Below are 13250 nucleotides of genomic sequence, written 5' to 3' on the forward strand. Positions count from 1 at the left end.
CAGCGTGGGGATCGACGACACGTCGATCCCCACTGGCGGCGGGCGCTGAGCTACCTCAAGATCGGTCTCCGGGCGGTTCATTACGCGCTGAGCCGTGGTCAGGCAATCTTCTCTCACCTGACGCTCCAGGGCGGGCCTGACCCTGAACCACCAAGTCAGCGGAAACGCCTTCATGCCCCCCCTCAAACCACCCTTGAAGTCGGCTGGCAACTCGTTTTTCGTCCGCTCTCATAAAATTTGTCAGGCCGCCAGCCCTTACTTCACAGAAATGAACCACCACTGGGCCTGGTTTCACGTCATGGAGGACGAGGTCAGCCACCGGGGCCAGATCAGAATTCTGCGGAAACGAATCGCGCCGAGGAAGAAGGAATGAGCGGAGGGTTTTTACTGGTCCGGCACGCCAAAGCCACCGGACAGGCTCCCAACACGCCGCTGACGGCAGAGGGAGAAATGCAGGCGCAGAAGCTGGCGCAACAACTCGCACAGCACAGCATTACCCGCATCGTCAGCAGTCCGTGGGTGAGGGCAGTGGACACGGCGCGGCCTCTGGCGGAAGCCTTGGGCCTGAAGATCGAAACAGACGCGCGGCTGACCGAACGGGTGCTGAGCGGGCGTGACCTTCCCCATTGGCAAACGGCGCTGAAGGCCAGCTTCGCCTTGCCTGCCCTGAGATTGCCAGGCGGCGAATTCGGCGCGGCAGCGAAGGCGCGCGCGCTGGCCGCCCTCAAGGACGCCGAAGACCCGCATGGTCTGAGCGCCGTCTTTACCCACGGCAATCTGCTGGCGCTGCTGTTGGGCCTGGATTACAGGGGCTGGGCCGGGCTGAGAAACCCGGATGTCTGGCGCTGGAACGCGGTGGGGCAGGCCGAACGGGTCATACTGGAACCTTGACGCCGCACATCATCCGTATCCGGTCCGAGAACGCCGACTTCCAGCTTCTGGAGGCGCTGGGACGCAGCCGCGAAAAACGGCGCAAACACGGCCTGTTCGTGGTAGAGGGGGTACGCTCCATCAATCTGGCCCTGCAACACGGCTGGACCGTCGACGCGCTGCTGATCCCTGAAGACGCCTCCCTGTCGCGCTGGGGGCATGACGTGCTGGAACGGGCGCAGGCGGCCCGCCATTTTCTGATCGCCCCGCAGGGCTACAGGTTACTGACGGAACGCCACGAGGGCAGCGAGATCATGGCGCTGCTGCGGCTGCCCGGCGATGACCCGGTCCGCCTGCCCGCTCTCCCAGAGGGCCGCGTGGTGCTGCTGGACCGTCCGGGGAATCCGGGCAATCTGGGCAGCGTCGTGCGCTCCTGCGACGCCTTCGGGGTGGGGGGTGTGGGGGTGGTGGGACACGGCGTGGACCCTTACAGCCGCGAGGCCATCCGCGCCTCCACCGGCTCCCTGCTGGCCGTTCCGGTGGTGCATTTCCCCGGCCCGGCGGAGGTCCGTGGCTGGCTGGACACGCTGCGGCAGAAGGTAGAAGCGGTGCGCGTGGTGGGCACCGATGAGCACGGCGAACCGACCGCGCGGGCCTACGATTTCGCCGGCTTCACGGTGCTGATCGCCGGGAACGAGACCAGCGGCATGAGCGCCGCCCTGCGTGAGCTGTGCGACGTGACGCTGCGAATCGACATCACGGGATCGGCCTCCAGCCTGAATGTGGCGGTGGCGACGTCCATCCTGCTGTACGAGATGAGTACCTCTGTTCAGGCCAGGAGGGGGCTGTGACCCGTCCCTTCAAACCTGCCGATCCGCATGCCACGCCGCTGGCGGACGGCCAGCCGTACCGCGTCGAGCGCCACGTACTGGCCGGAATCCCCTGCCTGCTGGAATTACCGCCCGAATGTGAAGCTGTGCAAGCCGTTTGCCTGGTTTACCACGGGGCCTGGGCTACCAAGGAGGGCAAGCTGGGCGTGTATGCAGCGCTGGCGACGCGCGGCGTGGCGGTATTGATTCCAGACGCGCCCCTGCACGGCGAGCGTCAGGGCGACACCCCACCCGGCCTGAACGCCCGCGAACACGTCTGGGAAAGCGTGCGCCGCTCGGTGGCCGAGGCCCCGGCCCTGCTGGACGCGGCGGCGGCGCTGTTCGGTCCGCTGCCCGCGTACGTTATCGGCTCCAGCATGGGAGGCTACGTAAGCCTGACCCTGGCGCGCACAGAGGCCCGGATCGTGCGGGCGGCGGCGCTGATCACGTCGGGCGTGTGGGACGAGCCAGAGGTCAGGCGTCCTGAACTCCGGACATTTCTGGAGGCCAATCGGCCCAACACCCACGCCAACGACTTTCCCCCCATCCCGCTGCTGCTGGCGAGTGGGGACAGTGACCCGGCGTTTGCGCTGGACTTGCATCACTTGCCCACCGCAGCAACGCTCAGTGCGGCCTACGAATGGGCCGGGCAGCCGGACCTTTTCCATGAACTGGTTTTCGCGGGCGTCGGCCACTACACCAGCCAGGGGATGCGCGATGCCGTCCTGGTCTTTCTGACACCAGAACAGATGGTCCAGAGCTGACACATCCTGAGTCTCGCCAACCATAGGACAGGCCCCCGGCATCTCTACCGGGGGCCTGTCCATTCCTGCTGGTGTGGTGCCGAGGATGGGATTTGAACCCACACACCTCGCGGCGCTAGTCCCTGAAACTAGTGCGTCTACCAATTCCGCCACCTCGGCAATCTACTCATCTGGTGCTGCACTTCCGCTTGGCAGCCGCGCCCATAGGGGCGTTTCGGAAGGCTCGGTTACTTTAGCGGCGGGTTTGAAGACTGTCAATAGGCACGGCGAACCTGCCCGCGCAAAACCGGCACGCCAAAGCGAGCGCCCCGGCCCGCTGGGGGTCAGGGCGCTCGCTTCTCCGCAAGGCAGTCAAGGGAGGATGACGGCGTGCAGGAGCGTGGAAGTCAGGGAAATTACAGGGCCAGAATGGCGGCGAAATCGCCGTTCAGACCTTCGGGGAAGAAGCCGCCTTTGGCCGCGTCCACCTTCAGGAAGACGATGTTGCCCACCTGACGGGGAGTGCGGCTGAAGGCGATCGAGTTGGCGTCGGCCAGCACGACGTTCGCGCCGCCCGCCGCGTCCAGGATGCCCTGATCGACGTCGCTGGCTCCGTCCACGGCGTCGCGCAGGTTGCTGATGGCGGCCACCACGTCACTGACCTTGAGGGCCGGGGTGACCTGGGTGTTGCGCTGCTGGTAAAGCAGAGTGCGGATCTGCCCGGCATGGTAGGCCTCGACGGCCAGGATGCCTGCGGCATTTTCCAGATTGCCGCCCGCCGAGGTATCGGTGAGCAGACGGGCCGCGCCCTTGTAGGCGCTGACGCCCACGTCCTCGAAGATGAACGCACCGTGCAGGAAGAACAGATCGTTGGCAAAGGGGTTAAAGCCGGTGATCGCGCCGCCCGAAGCCGCATTGCCCGCCGCCAGGAAGGCCGGGCCGAGGTCCAGCATGGGCTGGGCCACCGCGCCCGCGCCCAGCACCTTGCGGATGATGCGGACGTGGTTCAGCTCATCGGAGGCGATCTCATTGGCGTAGGCCGCCACGTCCGCCGACTCGAACTTGATCCCCGCGCCGCCCTTGCCAGTAAATCCGGCGGGCAGAATGACCTTTCTGCTGTCGCCGCCCACCGCGTCCAGTTCTTCCAGGCGGCCCACGGCGGCCAAATAGTAGGCCGCTTCCAGGTACTCCAGGTTCAGGGCAAAGTTGAAGATGGTGCCGTCCAGATTGGGCTTCTTCTCCATCATCTTGTCGTCTTTCGCCATCGCGCCGCCGGTCATGCCGGGGGCACAGCCCGCCAGCAGGGTGCCCGCGCCGACTGCGCCAGCGGCTCCCAGGAATTTACGGCGGTTCAGCACCTTTTCGTTCATTTCATTGCTCATGGTGTTCCTCCAGAGGATGAGGGGCGAGGGAACAGAGGGGCGTACAGTCAGGACGCGAGGAGGTGGGTCTGCCCAGTCAGCCAGACCCGACTCCCCTCGCCGTGTTGTCCTTCTGGCCAGCTATAAGCAGCCCGCTCCCGCTTGGATCAACATGAACGTGGGACTAAAGATTGGATAAAGAATGTGGTTGTGAATACCCCCTGACAGAAACCGGAAGGAGGGCAGTTTCGCTGGTTCTCCCCTGACTGGGAATCAGGAATGAGCCGAACCGCGCGGGTGCCTTCCACGAATGGTGGAAAGGACGCGGCGTTGTTCGGCGTGACACCCCCCGCAACACACGTCCCGCTGCTGATAAAGGAACCCGGCCTAGACCACCCTTATGACGCGGAGCCTTCGCCGCCTGGCAGCCGACCCTGGACAGCCTCAGTTCGCCGCCGCACCAGGGCAAAGGCCCAGCCGCCCAGCAGCGCCACCAGCACAGCCCCGACCAGCGCCACCCCCAGCCCGGCGCGCAGGCCCGCCTGCTGGGCCACAACGCCGATCAGCGGCGGCCCCAGCAGAAAGCCGCCGTAGCCGAAGGTGGCCACCTGTGCGATTCCGCGCCCGGCCAGGGCGTGGCCCGCCGCGCCGTACAGCACCGGCACCACATTGCTCAGGCCCAGACCCGATAGCGCGAAGCCCGCAGCGGCGAGCGGCGGCCCCTGCGCCAGCAGCGCCACCCCCAACCCCAGCGCCGTGACTGCCGCGCCCACGCGCACGATGACCTCGTCGCCCAGCCGTCCGCGCGCCCGGTCCCCGAACCAGCGGCCCAGCGTCATGGTCACTACGAAGGCGGTGTAGCCGATGCCCGCGCTGCCGCCCGCCTGCCCCAGCACGTCGCGGAAATACAGCGCCGCCCAGTCGTAGTTGGCCCCCTCCGAGAGCATGCCCAGAAAGCACAGCAGGCCCAGCAGCAGCGCGGCAGAACTGACCGGCACACGGCGGCGGGAGGGTGAGGGGGGCGCTCCCGCTGCCTTCTCCGCCTCACCGTGCTCCTCCGGAGCGGGCGGGTCCGGCAGCAGCAGGCGGCCCGCCAGCACCCCGGCCAGCGTCGTGACCGCCACCACCAGCACCACGTGCACCTGCATCGGCACGCGGCCCACCAGCAGCGTTCCCAGCCCCGCTCCCAACACGCCGCCCAGGCTGAAATAGGCGTGCAGGCGGCTCAGCACTGGCCGCGCCAGGGCGCGCTCTACCGTGACGCCCTGCGCGTTCATCGCCACGTCCAGGCTGCCGTTGGCCGCGCCCATGACCGCCAGCCCCAGCACCACGCCCAGATAGTTTGGGGATAGGAAGGGCAGCGCCAGCGAGAGCATGCAGGCCACCACCGACAGGCGCGTGACCGGAGCGCTGCCGTAGCGCGCCGTCCAGCCGCCGGTCAGGGGCATGCTCACCAGCGCGCCCAGGCCAATCGCCAGCAGCGCCCCGCCGATCTGCGCCTCACTCAGGGTCAACGCGTCGCGCAGGCCGGGAATATTAACCGCCCAGGTGGCAAAAAACGCGCCGTTGACCAGAAAGATCAGGCTGACCGCGCGGCGGGCGGATTCGGCACGGGTGGGGTGGACGTGGCTGGCGGACATGCTGGCTCCTTGACGGAAACGCGCCGGAAAAGGTTGAAGGTGAATAGCTCAACGAAATTTGCTCGAAAACGACGCCGACTCTCCGAGGATACCCCTCACGTGCCAGCTCTAAAACGATTCAGATTCTCCGAGGATAGGGTATTCTATGGCCACAATGCCCTTCAATCCTCCGCCTCCATCCAGCGGGCGCATCACCTTGCGGGAGGTGGCGCGCGCCCTGGGCGTCAGCGTGGCGACGGTCAGCAACGCCTACAACCGCCCCGATCAGCTCTCGGCGTCGCTGCGTGAACGGGTGCTGGAGACGGCGCGCACGCTGGGCTACGGCGGCCCCGATCCACTGGCGAGCAGTCTGCGGCGGGGCCGCACCGGGGTGATCGGCGTGGTATTCGACGCACCGCTGGAATACGCCTTTGCGGACCCCGCCGCCGCGCAGTTTCTGGGCAGCCTGGCGCAGGCGCTTCAGGGGGCGTCGCTGAACCTGCTGCTGCTGGCCAGCCCCGGTGACGGGCAGGCCGATCCCCTGGCCCCGGTGCGCGGTGCCAGCGTGGACGGATTGATCGTGTACAGCGCCGCGCAGAACAGCGAGTTGCTGCGGGCGGTGCTGTCGCGCGGCCTGCCCACTGTCTTGGTGGATCAACCCGCGCTGGGAGATCAACCTGGGCTGGCCGATCAGGACCGGGCCGCCAGGGTAGGCATTGACGACGCCGGAGGAGCGGCTCACGCGGCGCAGCATCTGCTGGAGCTGGGCCACACCCAGATCGGCGTGCTGTGCCTGGAACTCGGTCCCCGGCAGGGCGGCGGGCGGGTTGCGCCGGGACGCGAACGGCAGGTGAGCTATCACCCCACCGCCGAGCGGCTGCGCGGCTACCGCGAAACCGTGGCCGCCGGGGGGGCGGATCAGCCGGGTCACGTCAGGCTGCATCTAACCGAGGCCGAGCGCAACACCCTGAATGACGGCGAGACCTGCGCGCTGGAGTTGCTCCGTGCCGAACCGCAGATCACCGCGCTGCTGTGCATGAGCGATGTGCTGGCCTGCGGCGGACTGCGGGCCGCCCAGACGCTGGGCTGGGCCGTGCCGGAGCGGCTGAGTGTGATCGGTTACGACGATTCGCCGGGCAGCGCAGATCTGAACCTGACCACTGTGTGGCAGCCGACCTCCGATAAGGGGCGGCGGGTGGGCGAGGCGATGCTGACTCTGATGGGCGGCGAGAGGCGGGCCGATGTCCGGCTGCCCACGCGGCTGGTGGTGCGCGGCAGCACGGCAAAGCTTCGCCGCCTGGCCCTGTAGCCCTGATCCAGAATGGCCCGCGCATGAGGAATAGATGTGAGGAGCCAACAATTTCGCGCGTGGCTTTGAGTCACAATGCCTGAGTTACATGAACGAAGCTGAGCGCCGTCATACGCCTGCCCTGCCGACTGCTGGCGGCTCCGTGCAACGCCAGTACCTCTGGGAAGAGGCGCGGCGACGCATCTATATCGGTATTGTCCTGGTCGGCATGGCGATCTAGGCGGCCAACTGGGGCCTGAACCTGCTGCGGCCCCAGCCGGATCTGGTCACCACATACAGCAATCCGGCCTTCTTCATCATGTCGGCCTGGATCGTGTTCTGGCTGTTCACCAGAAGAAGCATCAAAACGATGTATGCCGTGGCGCTGGCGGTCTGCGGCGCGGTCATCCTGGCGCGGTCCGTGGTCACGCCGCTGCTGGGCGGTCCGGACATGCTGACTTCCCTCGAAGACCTGTACTGGCTGCTGGTGATCGTCAGCATCGTCGCGTTTCTGATGCTGGGTTACCGCCGGGCCATCGCGGTGACCGCCGCGTTCTACCTGACCGGGGCAGCGATTCCCTGGGCCATGCTGGCGCTGAGCGGGGTGCCGTTCGCGCAGGCGGCGCGGCTGGGGCAGGTGCAACTGCTGTGCGCCATCATCCTGATCACCCTGGGCAGCCTGGCGTGGTACCGCGAGCATTTTGTGCTGGAACGTCAGGCGCTGGTGCTGACTGAAAAGGCGGCCAATACCGACGCCCTGACCGGCCTGAACAACCGCCACGCTCTGTACCCTCTGCTGGACACCGTGCTGGAGGGCGTGGAAGCCGGCAACCCGGCGGCGGCGCTGCTGATCGATATCGATCATTTCAAAGGGGTCAACGACCGGCTGGGCCACGCCGCCGGGGACGAGGTGCTGAGAGACGTCGTCCGCATCCTGAGCCTTCACCTGCGTGACGGCGACATCGTGGGCCGCTGGGGCGGCGAGGAATTCCTGGTGGCGCTGCCCAGAACACGCGGGGCACCGGCCCTTAGCGTGGCCGAGCGTCTGCGGCTGGCCGTTGCGGATCAGGCTGCCCGGCCCGAGCAGACGGTGACGATCAGCGCGGGCGCCACCAGTATTCAGCCCGGCGAGAGCCTGCAAGCCTGCGTCTCCCGCGCCGATAGGGCCTTGTACGCGGCCAAGAATGGAGGCCGGAACCGTGTGCAACTGGCCGCCACCGCCACGGACCCGGACGATTTCTTCAGCTCGGAGTATCAGGAGGAGCTTCCCTCACCCGCCTGAGCCGAGGCCCCAGCCAGCGCTCCCCCCAGCGCGTCCCAGGCCAGCAGCGCGCACCTGCGCCTGGCGTGCAGTTTGCTGACCCCGGCCAGCGCTTGCAGATCGCCCAGCCGGGGGTCCGGCCCGGTTTCGCCCAGGACCATGCCCCGATAGACGGCGGCCAGCTCCCGCGCCTCGGCCAGCGTTTTTTTGCTCAGGGCCACGGTCATCAGGCTCGCCGCCGACTGGCTGATCGCGCAGCCGCGCCCGCCGAAGCTCAGCCGGGTGATCTGCCCGGCCTGCACATCGGCCCAGACCGTCAACTGATCGCCGCAACCGGGATTGTCCCGCGAGACGCCCACGATGCCGGGCAACTCCCCGGTGTGCCGGGGCCGCCGCGCGTGATCGTCGATGATCTGCCGGGCGACTGAATCAGGCAGCACGGCCTTACTCCGGCAGCGTCAGCCTGAGCGCGGCGGCGTGCAGCATCTTGACGCCGGTTTCCAGGCTGGCCTCGTCGATGGTGAAGCGCGGGTGGTGGTGCGGCCAGCGGCTGTCCTGCTCGTCGCTGCCAGAGCCGACGTTGAAGTACGCGCCAGGGGCTTTTTCCAGATAGGCACTGAAGTCCTCGCCGCCCATCGTGGGTTTGGCGTCGCGGAACTGGTCCGGCCCCACCGTTTCCAGCGCGATCTCCTTGAGCTGCTCGGCCACCCAGTCGGTGTTGATGAGGGCGCGGTAGCCGAATTCGTACTTCAATTCATAGGTTGCGCCGTGGGCCTCGCACACGCCCTTGATGATGCGCTCGATCAATTTGGGCGCACGCTGGCGCAATTCCGGGTCAAAGCTGCGAACAGTGCCCAGAATCTCGGCGCGGTCCGGGATGACGTTGTGGGTGGTGCCGCTGTGGAACGAGGTGATACTGACCACCAGCGGTTCCAGCGCCGCCACGCCCCGGCTGACCACATGTTGCAGGTTGGTGACCACCTGCGCGCCCACCGCGATGGGGTCCACCGCCTCTTCTGGGTGCGCGCCGTGTCCGCCCCGGCCCCGGATGGTCAGTTCCAGCATGTCCGGCGAGGCCATGAACGGCCCCGGCTTGACCGCCACGATCCCGGCGGGGAGCTGGCTGTTCAGGTGCAGGCCCGTCACCAGATCGACGCCGTCCATCAGCCCGGTTTCCATCACCAGTTCCTCCGCGCCGCCGGGGCCGATCTCCTCGGCGTGCTGGAAGATCATACGGACTTCGCCGGGCACCTCGCCGGGACTTTCCGACAGCAGTTTGGCCACGCCCAGCAGAATCGCGGTATGTCCGTCGTGGCCGCAGGCGTGCATGACGCCCTGATTCTTGGAAGCAAACTCGAAGGTGTTTTCCTCGGTGATCGGCAGCGCGTCGATGTCCGCGCGCAGCAGCAGCGTGCGCCCCGGCTTGCCGCCCTTCAGCACCGCCAGCACGCTGGTTTTGGTGGGCCGCGTGACCGTCAGGCCCGTCATCTTCTTCAGCTCGGCCTCGATGTACGCCGAGGTCTGATGCTCGTGAAAGCCCACCTCGGGGTTCATGTGCAGGTGCCGCCGCCACGCCACGAGCTGATCGCGCAGCTCCGCCGTCCTCTCCTGGGTTGCCGTCATGGGGTTAGCCTAGCGCGGGTTCAGGGCCGAAGTCAGCCCGCCACGCAACCATCCGGTCATCTGGGACGGCGCAGACTGGTGCGATGAATCCCAGAGAGCAGGCCGCCGCCGAAACCATCCGGGCCGCTCAGGAACTGGAGGTGGCCGCCCGTCACCTCCGCACCGCCGCACGGCACATGCAGGGCGGCGAGATTCTGCGTTACGCCGCGCACCATCTGGCCGCGCGGGGTCATCTGCTAAAGGCTGGGCAACTGCTGGACGCGTTGGCTGTGGCTCACGCGGCAAGGAGCATTCCCGACGTTGAGGGTTAGCGCCGCTCAGCCTCCCCCAGTCGCCTTTCCCTCGTCCAGGCCCACGCCGAAGCCCTGGTCCAGCAGCGCGTCGTTGTAGGTGCGGAAGGCCAGCATGGTCTGGGTGCGGGCGATTCCCTCCACTTTGCGCAGGTGGCCGGTCACCACGTCGTCGAGCTGGTCATACTCGACCAGCTTGAGAATCGCCACGATGTCCCACTCGCCGGTCACGCTGTAGACCTCGCGCACGGCGGGAATGGCCGCCAGCGCCTCGGCGGTCTCCTGCACGCGCTGGCGGTCCGCCTGCACCATCACGATGGCCGTTACCATGCTGCATGTTCCTCTGGGTTCCTCATACCCAGCATTGTGCCCTGCAAAGCAGAGGAAAACAGCGCCTGACCGCTCGTTCGGGGACGTTTCGCCGCTCAGGACGGCCTATTCTGCACGCATGACCGCCACCACGCCCGCCCCAGAAACCACGCTCCCCACGGCGCGTGAGCAGCTCCTCAACCGCATCCAGAAGAACATTCCCATCGTCCAGCGTCCCTATCAGGTGATCGCCGAGGAAGTCGGGCTGAGCGAAGCCGGGGCGCTGGCCATCCTGCGCGAGGTCAAGGCCGAGGGCGTGCTGCGACAGGTCAGCGCCATCTTCGACACGCGCACGCTGGGATACCAGAGCAGTCTGGTGGCCGCCGTCCACGACGAGGATCAACTGGACGCGGGCGCGGAAATCGTGAACGGCCACCCCGGAGTGAGCCACAACTACAGGCGCAACCATGATTTTAACCTGTGGTACACCATTGCCGTGCCGCCCGAGAGCGATCTGGAAGCGCATGTTCAGAAGCTGCACGAGCTGAGCGGCGCACGCCTGACCCGGCTGATGCCCACGCTGCACCTGTTCAAGATCGGCGTGGAGTTCGACATGACCGGCAAGGAGGACTGGAACGCCAAAGCAGCGCCCCAGTACACCTCCGAGCAGCGCAACATCGGCTATGAAGTGACGGACCTGGACCGCGCCTTTGTGACCGAGTTCCAGAAGGATCTGCCCGTGACCGAGGAACCCTACGCGGGCGCGTGCGCCGCGCTGGGCCTGAGCATTGACGAGGTGGCCGCGCACGCCGAGAAGATGAAGGCGGCTGGGGCCTTGCGCCGCGTGTCCGCCGTGTTCCGCCACCAGAAGGCGGGCTTTACCTTTAATGCGATGGGCGTGTGGGCGGTGCCGCAGGACGATGTAGCGGAAGTGGGCCGCCAGATGGCCGAATTCAAGGCGGTCTCGCACTGCTACCTGCGCCCCACCTACCCCGAGTGGCCCTACACCATCTTCACTATGGTCCACGGACGCAGCAAGGAAGAGGCGTTCGGCAAGATTAGGGCGATTGAGGAAGAGGTTGCCAGCGGCGTGGACCATGACATCCTGTACTCCACCAAGGAATACAAGAAAATTCGCCTGGAGTTCTACAAGCCGGAGTTCTACGAGTGGGAGCAAGCGAATCTGGGGGGCTAATCTGGGCGGCTGAAGTGTCCATCCATGATCTCCTGCTGGCCTTGAGCGCACTGGGGCCACTGTTCAGCGATGATAATCCTGTTGTGTCGGCAGCGTTCGATGACCGGACGTTCGGCGTCCTGTTGCAGCAGGTTGAGACGCCCGATTCAGCCGCGAAAGCGCGGCAAGCCGCTATCCTCCCCCCATGACCTCTCCCACCCCCGATCCCCGCATTCCCATCATCGTGATCGGCGGCTTTCTGGGGGCGGGCAAGACCACGCTGGTCAACCACCTGATCCGCAGCCTGCCGCACCGGCTGGGCGTGATCGTCAACGAATTCGGGCAGGCCGGGGTGGACGGCAGCCTGATCGAGCGGTTGCAGGACGACGTGACCGAGCTGACGGCGGGTTGTCTGTGCTGCACCGGGCGCGATGACCTGCTGCGGGCGCTGGTGACCATCTCCATGCGCGACCACAAACCCGACGCCGTGATCGTGGAGCTGTCGGGGGTGGCCGATCCGACGCCCGTGCTGGCGACGCTGCTGGAACGCGGGGTGAGGGCCGCCTTTCGCGTGACGACATTGGTGGCCGTGGTGGACGCCCGCCATGTGCTGCAAACCCTGCGCGAACACCCGGAGGCCGCGCGGCAACTGGCCTACGCCAACGTGGTGGTGCTGAACAAAACCGATCTGGCGGACCCGGAGGCGCTGGCACGGGCCGAGGCGACGTTGCGCGGCGTCAACCCGCTGGCCCGCGTGATCGGCGTGGACCGCGGTCAGATCGACGCCGACGCCCTGCTGGCCCGCGATGACTTCGATCCGCGCGTGCTAGACGGCCAGGACACCGAGCAGCACGCCCACACGCCGGATCTGAAGACCTTTACGCTGCGCGCGGACCGCCCGCTGGACCCCTACGAGTGGCAGCGCTTCATGACCAGCTTCATCCTGGCGCGGCCCGCCGAGGTGCTGCGCGTCAAGGGCTGGCTGGACCTGCACGGCTACCCGCAGCGCATCCTGTTCCAGGCAGTGCGCGATCTGTTCACCGCCGACGCCTGGGACACGGCCACGGGCGGCAGCGAACTGGTCTTCATCGGGCGCGGGCTGGACCAAGAGGAGTACGCGGCGGCGTTTGCCGCTTGCCTGACCCCCAATCCGGCAGAGTTGATCCCGGACTGAGGGCCATGCATGAACCTCTCTTTAGCGGGCGCGGCACGCCAGCGCCAGCGCCGCGCCTATCGTCGGCGCATGAGCCTCTTTCCCTGGCAAACCGATCAGGACAAGCCCAGCTCGCTCATCGAGGACGCCGTGGCCAACCACGACGCCATCGAGGAGCTGGCCGAGAAGTTGCAACTGGCCCTGCGCGGCGCGGAGGAATTGCTGCCCGACGGCGTCACCGACGTCCTGCACGGCGTGCCGCTGGGCCATCCGGTTCACCCGATTCTGGTGCATCTGCCGCTAGGCGGCTGGATGATTGCCGGAATACTGGACTTCCTCCCCGGCCAGAAGACCGAGGCCACCGAACGGGCCGCCGATCTGGCGCTGACGCTGGGCACGGTGGGCGCAGTCGCCACCATTGTCACCGGCTGGACCGACTGGAGCGGCGCGAGGGGTGAGGCGCGGCGCACCGGGTTGATTCACGGCCTGCTCAACGAAACGGCTTTCTTCCTCAACATCGGCTCCATTCTGGCGCGGCGCAAACAGAAGCGGGGGCTGGGCAAACTGCTGTCCGGCACGGCACTGGGGCTGGCGCTGGCAGGCGGCTTCCTGGGCGGCGAACTGGTCTACCGGCACGGGCTGGGCGTGGGCCAGACGCTGGACCATCCGCAGGGCTGAGACGCTTCCAGC

16 protein-coding genes and 1 tRNA gene are annotated in these 13250 nt (G+C 66.9%); 11 read left to right on the plus strand and 6 right to left on the minus strand.

The window, feature by feature from the left end; translation table 11 throughout:
* Positions 1–172: 172 nt before the first annotated feature.
* Genes Q322_RS24830 through Q322_RS0114940 form a run of 4 tightly spaced genes read left to right on the plus strand, consistent with a single transcriptional unit; the run spans position 173 to position 2503 of the window.
* Positions 173–373 carry a mycothiol transferase gene (locus Q322_RS24830; protein WP_029478706.1) on the plus strand — a complete coding sequence of 67 codons (201 nt, stop codon included), beginning with the start codon at positions 173–175 and terminating at the stop codon, positions 371–373.
* Positions 370–891, plus strand: a complete 522-nt coding sequence (locus Q322_RS0114930) for a histidine phosphatase family protein (RefSeq protein ID WP_034418732.1) — start codon at positions 370–372, stop codon at positions 889–891. The genes Q322_RS24830 and Q322_RS0114930 overlap by 4 nt, the downstream gene beginning before the upstream one ends.
* The gene (locus Q322_RS0114935) at positions 888–1721 is read left to right on the plus strand and encodes a TrmH family RNA methyltransferase (RefSeq protein ID WP_051668648.1); all 834 of its coding nucleotides are present in this window, start codon (positions 888–890) and stop codon (positions 1719–1721) included. Before Q322_RS0114930 ends, Q322_RS0114935 begins: the two co-directional genes overlap by 4 nt.
* The gene (locus tag Q322_RS0114940) at positions 1718–2503 is read left to right on the plus strand and encodes an alpha/beta hydrolase (protein ID WP_029478709.1); all 786 of its coding nucleotides are present in this window, start codon (positions 1718–1720) and stop codon (positions 2501–2503) included. The genes Q322_RS0114935 and Q322_RS0114940 overlap by 4 nt, the downstream gene beginning before the upstream one ends.
* Before the next feature lie 74 nt (positions 2504–2577).
* Here the strand turns inward: Q322_RS0114940 and Q322_RS0114945 are convergent.
* The 3 genes from Q322_RS0114945 to Q322_RS0114955 all read right to left on the minus strand — a co-directional run bounded on the left by Q322_RS0114945 (position 2578) and on the right by Q322_RS0114955 (position 5483).
* Positions 2578–2662, minus strand: a tRNA-Leu gene (locus Q322_RS0114945).
* A 236-nt stretch (positions 2663–2898) separates the two neighbouring features.
* Positions 2899–3864: a ferritin-like domain-containing protein gene (locus tag Q322_RS0114950; RefSeq protein ID WP_029478710.1), complete on the minus strand. Its 966-nt coding sequence runs from the start codon at positions 3862–3864 to the stop codon at positions 2899–2901.
* Positions 3865–4241: 377 nt separating this feature from the next.
* On the minus strand, positions 4242–5483 hold the full coding sequence (locus Q322_RS0114955) for an MFS transporter (RefSeq protein WP_051668649.1): 1242 nt from the start codon (positions 5481–5483) through the stop codon (positions 4242–4244).
* 154 nt (positions 5484–5637) lie between these two features.
* Between Q322_RS0114955 and Q322_RS0114960 the strand changes: the two genes are divergently transcribed.
* The 3 genes from Q322_RS0114960 to Q322_RS21865 all read left to right on the plus strand — a co-directional run bounded on the left by Q322_RS0114960 (position 5638) and on the right by Q322_RS21865 (position 8032).
* Positions 5638–6771: a LacI family DNA-binding transcriptional regulator gene (locus Q322_RS0114960; protein WP_029478712.1), complete on the plus strand. Its 1134-nt coding sequence runs from the start codon at positions 5638–5640 to the stop codon at positions 6769–6771.
* 88 nt (positions 6772–6859) lie between these two features.
* Positions 6860–6991, plus strand: coding sequence for a hypothetical protein (locus Q322_RS24835; protein ID WP_281173656.1), 132 nt, complete (start codon positions 6860–6862; stop codon positions 6989–6991).
* 78 nt (positions 6992–7069) lie between these two features.
* Complete coding sequence (locus Q322_RS21865; RefSeq protein WP_084148016.1) at positions 7070–8032, plus strand: GGDEF domain-containing protein; 963 nt, start codon at positions 7070–7072, stop codon at positions 8030–8032.
* On the opposite strand, the gene sufU is transcribed toward Q322_RS21865, so the two are convergent.
* Positions 8005–8451, minus strand: a complete 447-nt coding sequence (gene sufU, locus Q322_RS0114980; protein ID WP_029478714.1) for a Fe-S cluster assembly sulfur transfer protein SufU — start codon at positions 8449–8451, stop codon at positions 8005–8007. The genes Q322_RS21865 and sufU overlap by 28 nt on opposite strands.
* 4 nt (positions 8452–8455) lie before the next feature.
* Positions 8456–9634, minus strand: a complete 1179-nt coding sequence (locus Q322_RS0114985) for a M20 family metallopeptidase (RefSeq protein ID WP_029478715.1) — start codon at positions 9632–9634, stop codon at positions 8456–8458.
* Between the two features lie 83 nt (positions 9635–9717).
* Between Q322_RS0114985 and Q322_RS21105 the strand changes: the two genes are divergently transcribed.
* The gene (locus Q322_RS21105; protein WP_034418734.1) at positions 9718–9945 is read left to right on the plus strand and encodes a hypothetical protein; all 228 of its coding nucleotides are present in this window, start codon (positions 9718–9720) and stop codon (positions 9943–9945) included.
* Positions 9946–9951: 6 nt separating this feature from the next.
* On the opposite strand, the gene Q322_RS0114995 is transcribed toward Q322_RS21105, so the two are convergent.
* Entirely contained in the window at positions 9952–10254 is a 303-nt protein-coding gene (locus Q322_RS0114995) for an Lrp/AsnC family transcriptional regulator (protein ID WP_029478716.1), read from the minus strand.
* A gap of 118 nt (positions 10255–10372) precedes the next feature.
* Here Q322_RS0114995 and ahbA point away from each other — a divergent pair, with 118 nt between their 5' ends.
* The 3 genes from ahbA (at position 10373) to Q322_RS0115015 (ending at position 13238) form a co-directional block, all read left to right on the plus strand.
* Positions 10373–11428 carry a siroheme decarboxylase subunit alpha gene (gene ahbA / locus Q322_RS0115000; RefSeq protein WP_029478717.1) on the plus strand — a complete coding sequence of 352 codons (1056 nt, stop codon included), beginning with the start codon at positions 10373–10375 and terminating at the stop codon, positions 11426–11428.
* 184 nt (positions 11429–11612) lie between these two features.
* The gene (locus Q322_RS0115010) at positions 11613–12581 is read left to right on the plus strand and encodes a CobW family GTP-binding protein (RefSeq protein WP_029478718.1); all 969 of its coding nucleotides are present in this window, start codon (positions 11613–11615) and stop codon (positions 12579–12581) included.
* Positions 12582–12590: 9 nt separating this feature from the next.
* Positions 12591–13238, plus strand: coding sequence for a DUF2231 domain-containing protein (locus Q322_RS0115015; RefSeq protein ID WP_245593274.1), 648 nt, complete (start codon positions 12591–12593; stop codon positions 13236–13238).
* The last annotated feature ends 12 nt before the right edge of the window (positions 13239–13250 follow it).

The organism is Deinococcus frigens DSM 12807, assembly GCF_000701425.1.
Taxonomy (GTDB): Bacteria; Deinococcota; Deinococci; order Deinococcales; family Deinococcaceae; genus Deinococcus; species Deinococcus frigens.

What these genes read in the sequence shown, in the direction of transcription:
- Q322_RS21865 (WP_084148016.1), top strand. Translation starts at nt 7,070, where the DNA reads ATGTCGGCCTGGATCGTGTTCTGGCTGTTCACCAGAAGAAGCATCAAA.
- Q322_RS0114985 (WP_029478715.1), bottom strand. Translation starts at nt 9,634, where the DNA reads ATGACGGCAACCCAGGAGAGGACGGCGGAGCTGCGCGATCAGCTCGTG.
- Q322_RS0114995 (WP_029478716.1), bottom strand. Translation starts at nt 10,254, where the DNA reads ATGGTAACGGCCATCGTGATGGTGCAGGCGGACCGCCAGCGCGTGCAG.
- Q322_RS21105 (WP_034418734.1), top strand. Translation starts at nt 9,718, where the DNA reads ATGAATCCCAGAGAGCAGGCCGCCGCCGAAACCATCCGGGCCGCTCAG.
- Q322_RS0115015 (WP_245593274.1), top strand. Translation starts at nt 12,591, where the DNA reads ATGAACCTCTCTTTAGCGGGCGCGGCACGCCAGCGCCAGCGCCGCGCC.
- Q322_RS0114955 (WP_051668649.1), bottom strand. Translation starts at nt 5,483, where the DNA reads ATGTCCGCCAGCCACGTCCACCCCACCCGTGCCGAATCCGCCCGCCGC.
- Q322_RS0114950 (WP_029478710.1), bottom strand. Translation starts at nt 3,864, where the DNA reads ATGAGCAATGAAATGAACGAAAAGGTGCTGAACCGCCGTAAATTCCTG.
- Q322_RS0114930 (WP_034418732.1), top strand. Translation starts at nt 370, where the DNA reads ATGAGCGGAGGGTTTTTACTGGTCCGGCACGCCAAAGCCACCGGACAG.
- Q322_RS24835 (WP_281173656.1), top strand. Translation starts at nt 6,860, where the DNA reads ATGAACGAAGCTGAGCGCCGTCATACGCCTGCCCTGCCGACTGCTGGC.
- Q322_RS0115010 (WP_029478718.1), top strand. Translation starts at nt 11,613, where the DNA reads ATGACCTCTCCCACCCCCGATCCCCGCATTCCCATCATCGTGATCGGC.
- Q322_RS24830 (WP_029478706.1), top strand. Translation starts at nt 173, where the DNA reads ATGCCCCCCCTCAAACCACCCTTGAAGTCGGCTGGCAACTCGTTTTTC.
- ahbA (WP_029478717.1), top strand. Translation starts at nt 10,373, where the DNA reads ATGACCGCCACCACGCCCGCCCCAGAAACCACGCTCCCCACGGCGCGT.
- Q322_RS0114960 (WP_029478712.1), top strand. Translation starts at nt 5,638, where the DNA reads ATGCCCTTCAATCCTCCGCCTCCATCCAGCGGGCGCATCACCTTGCGG.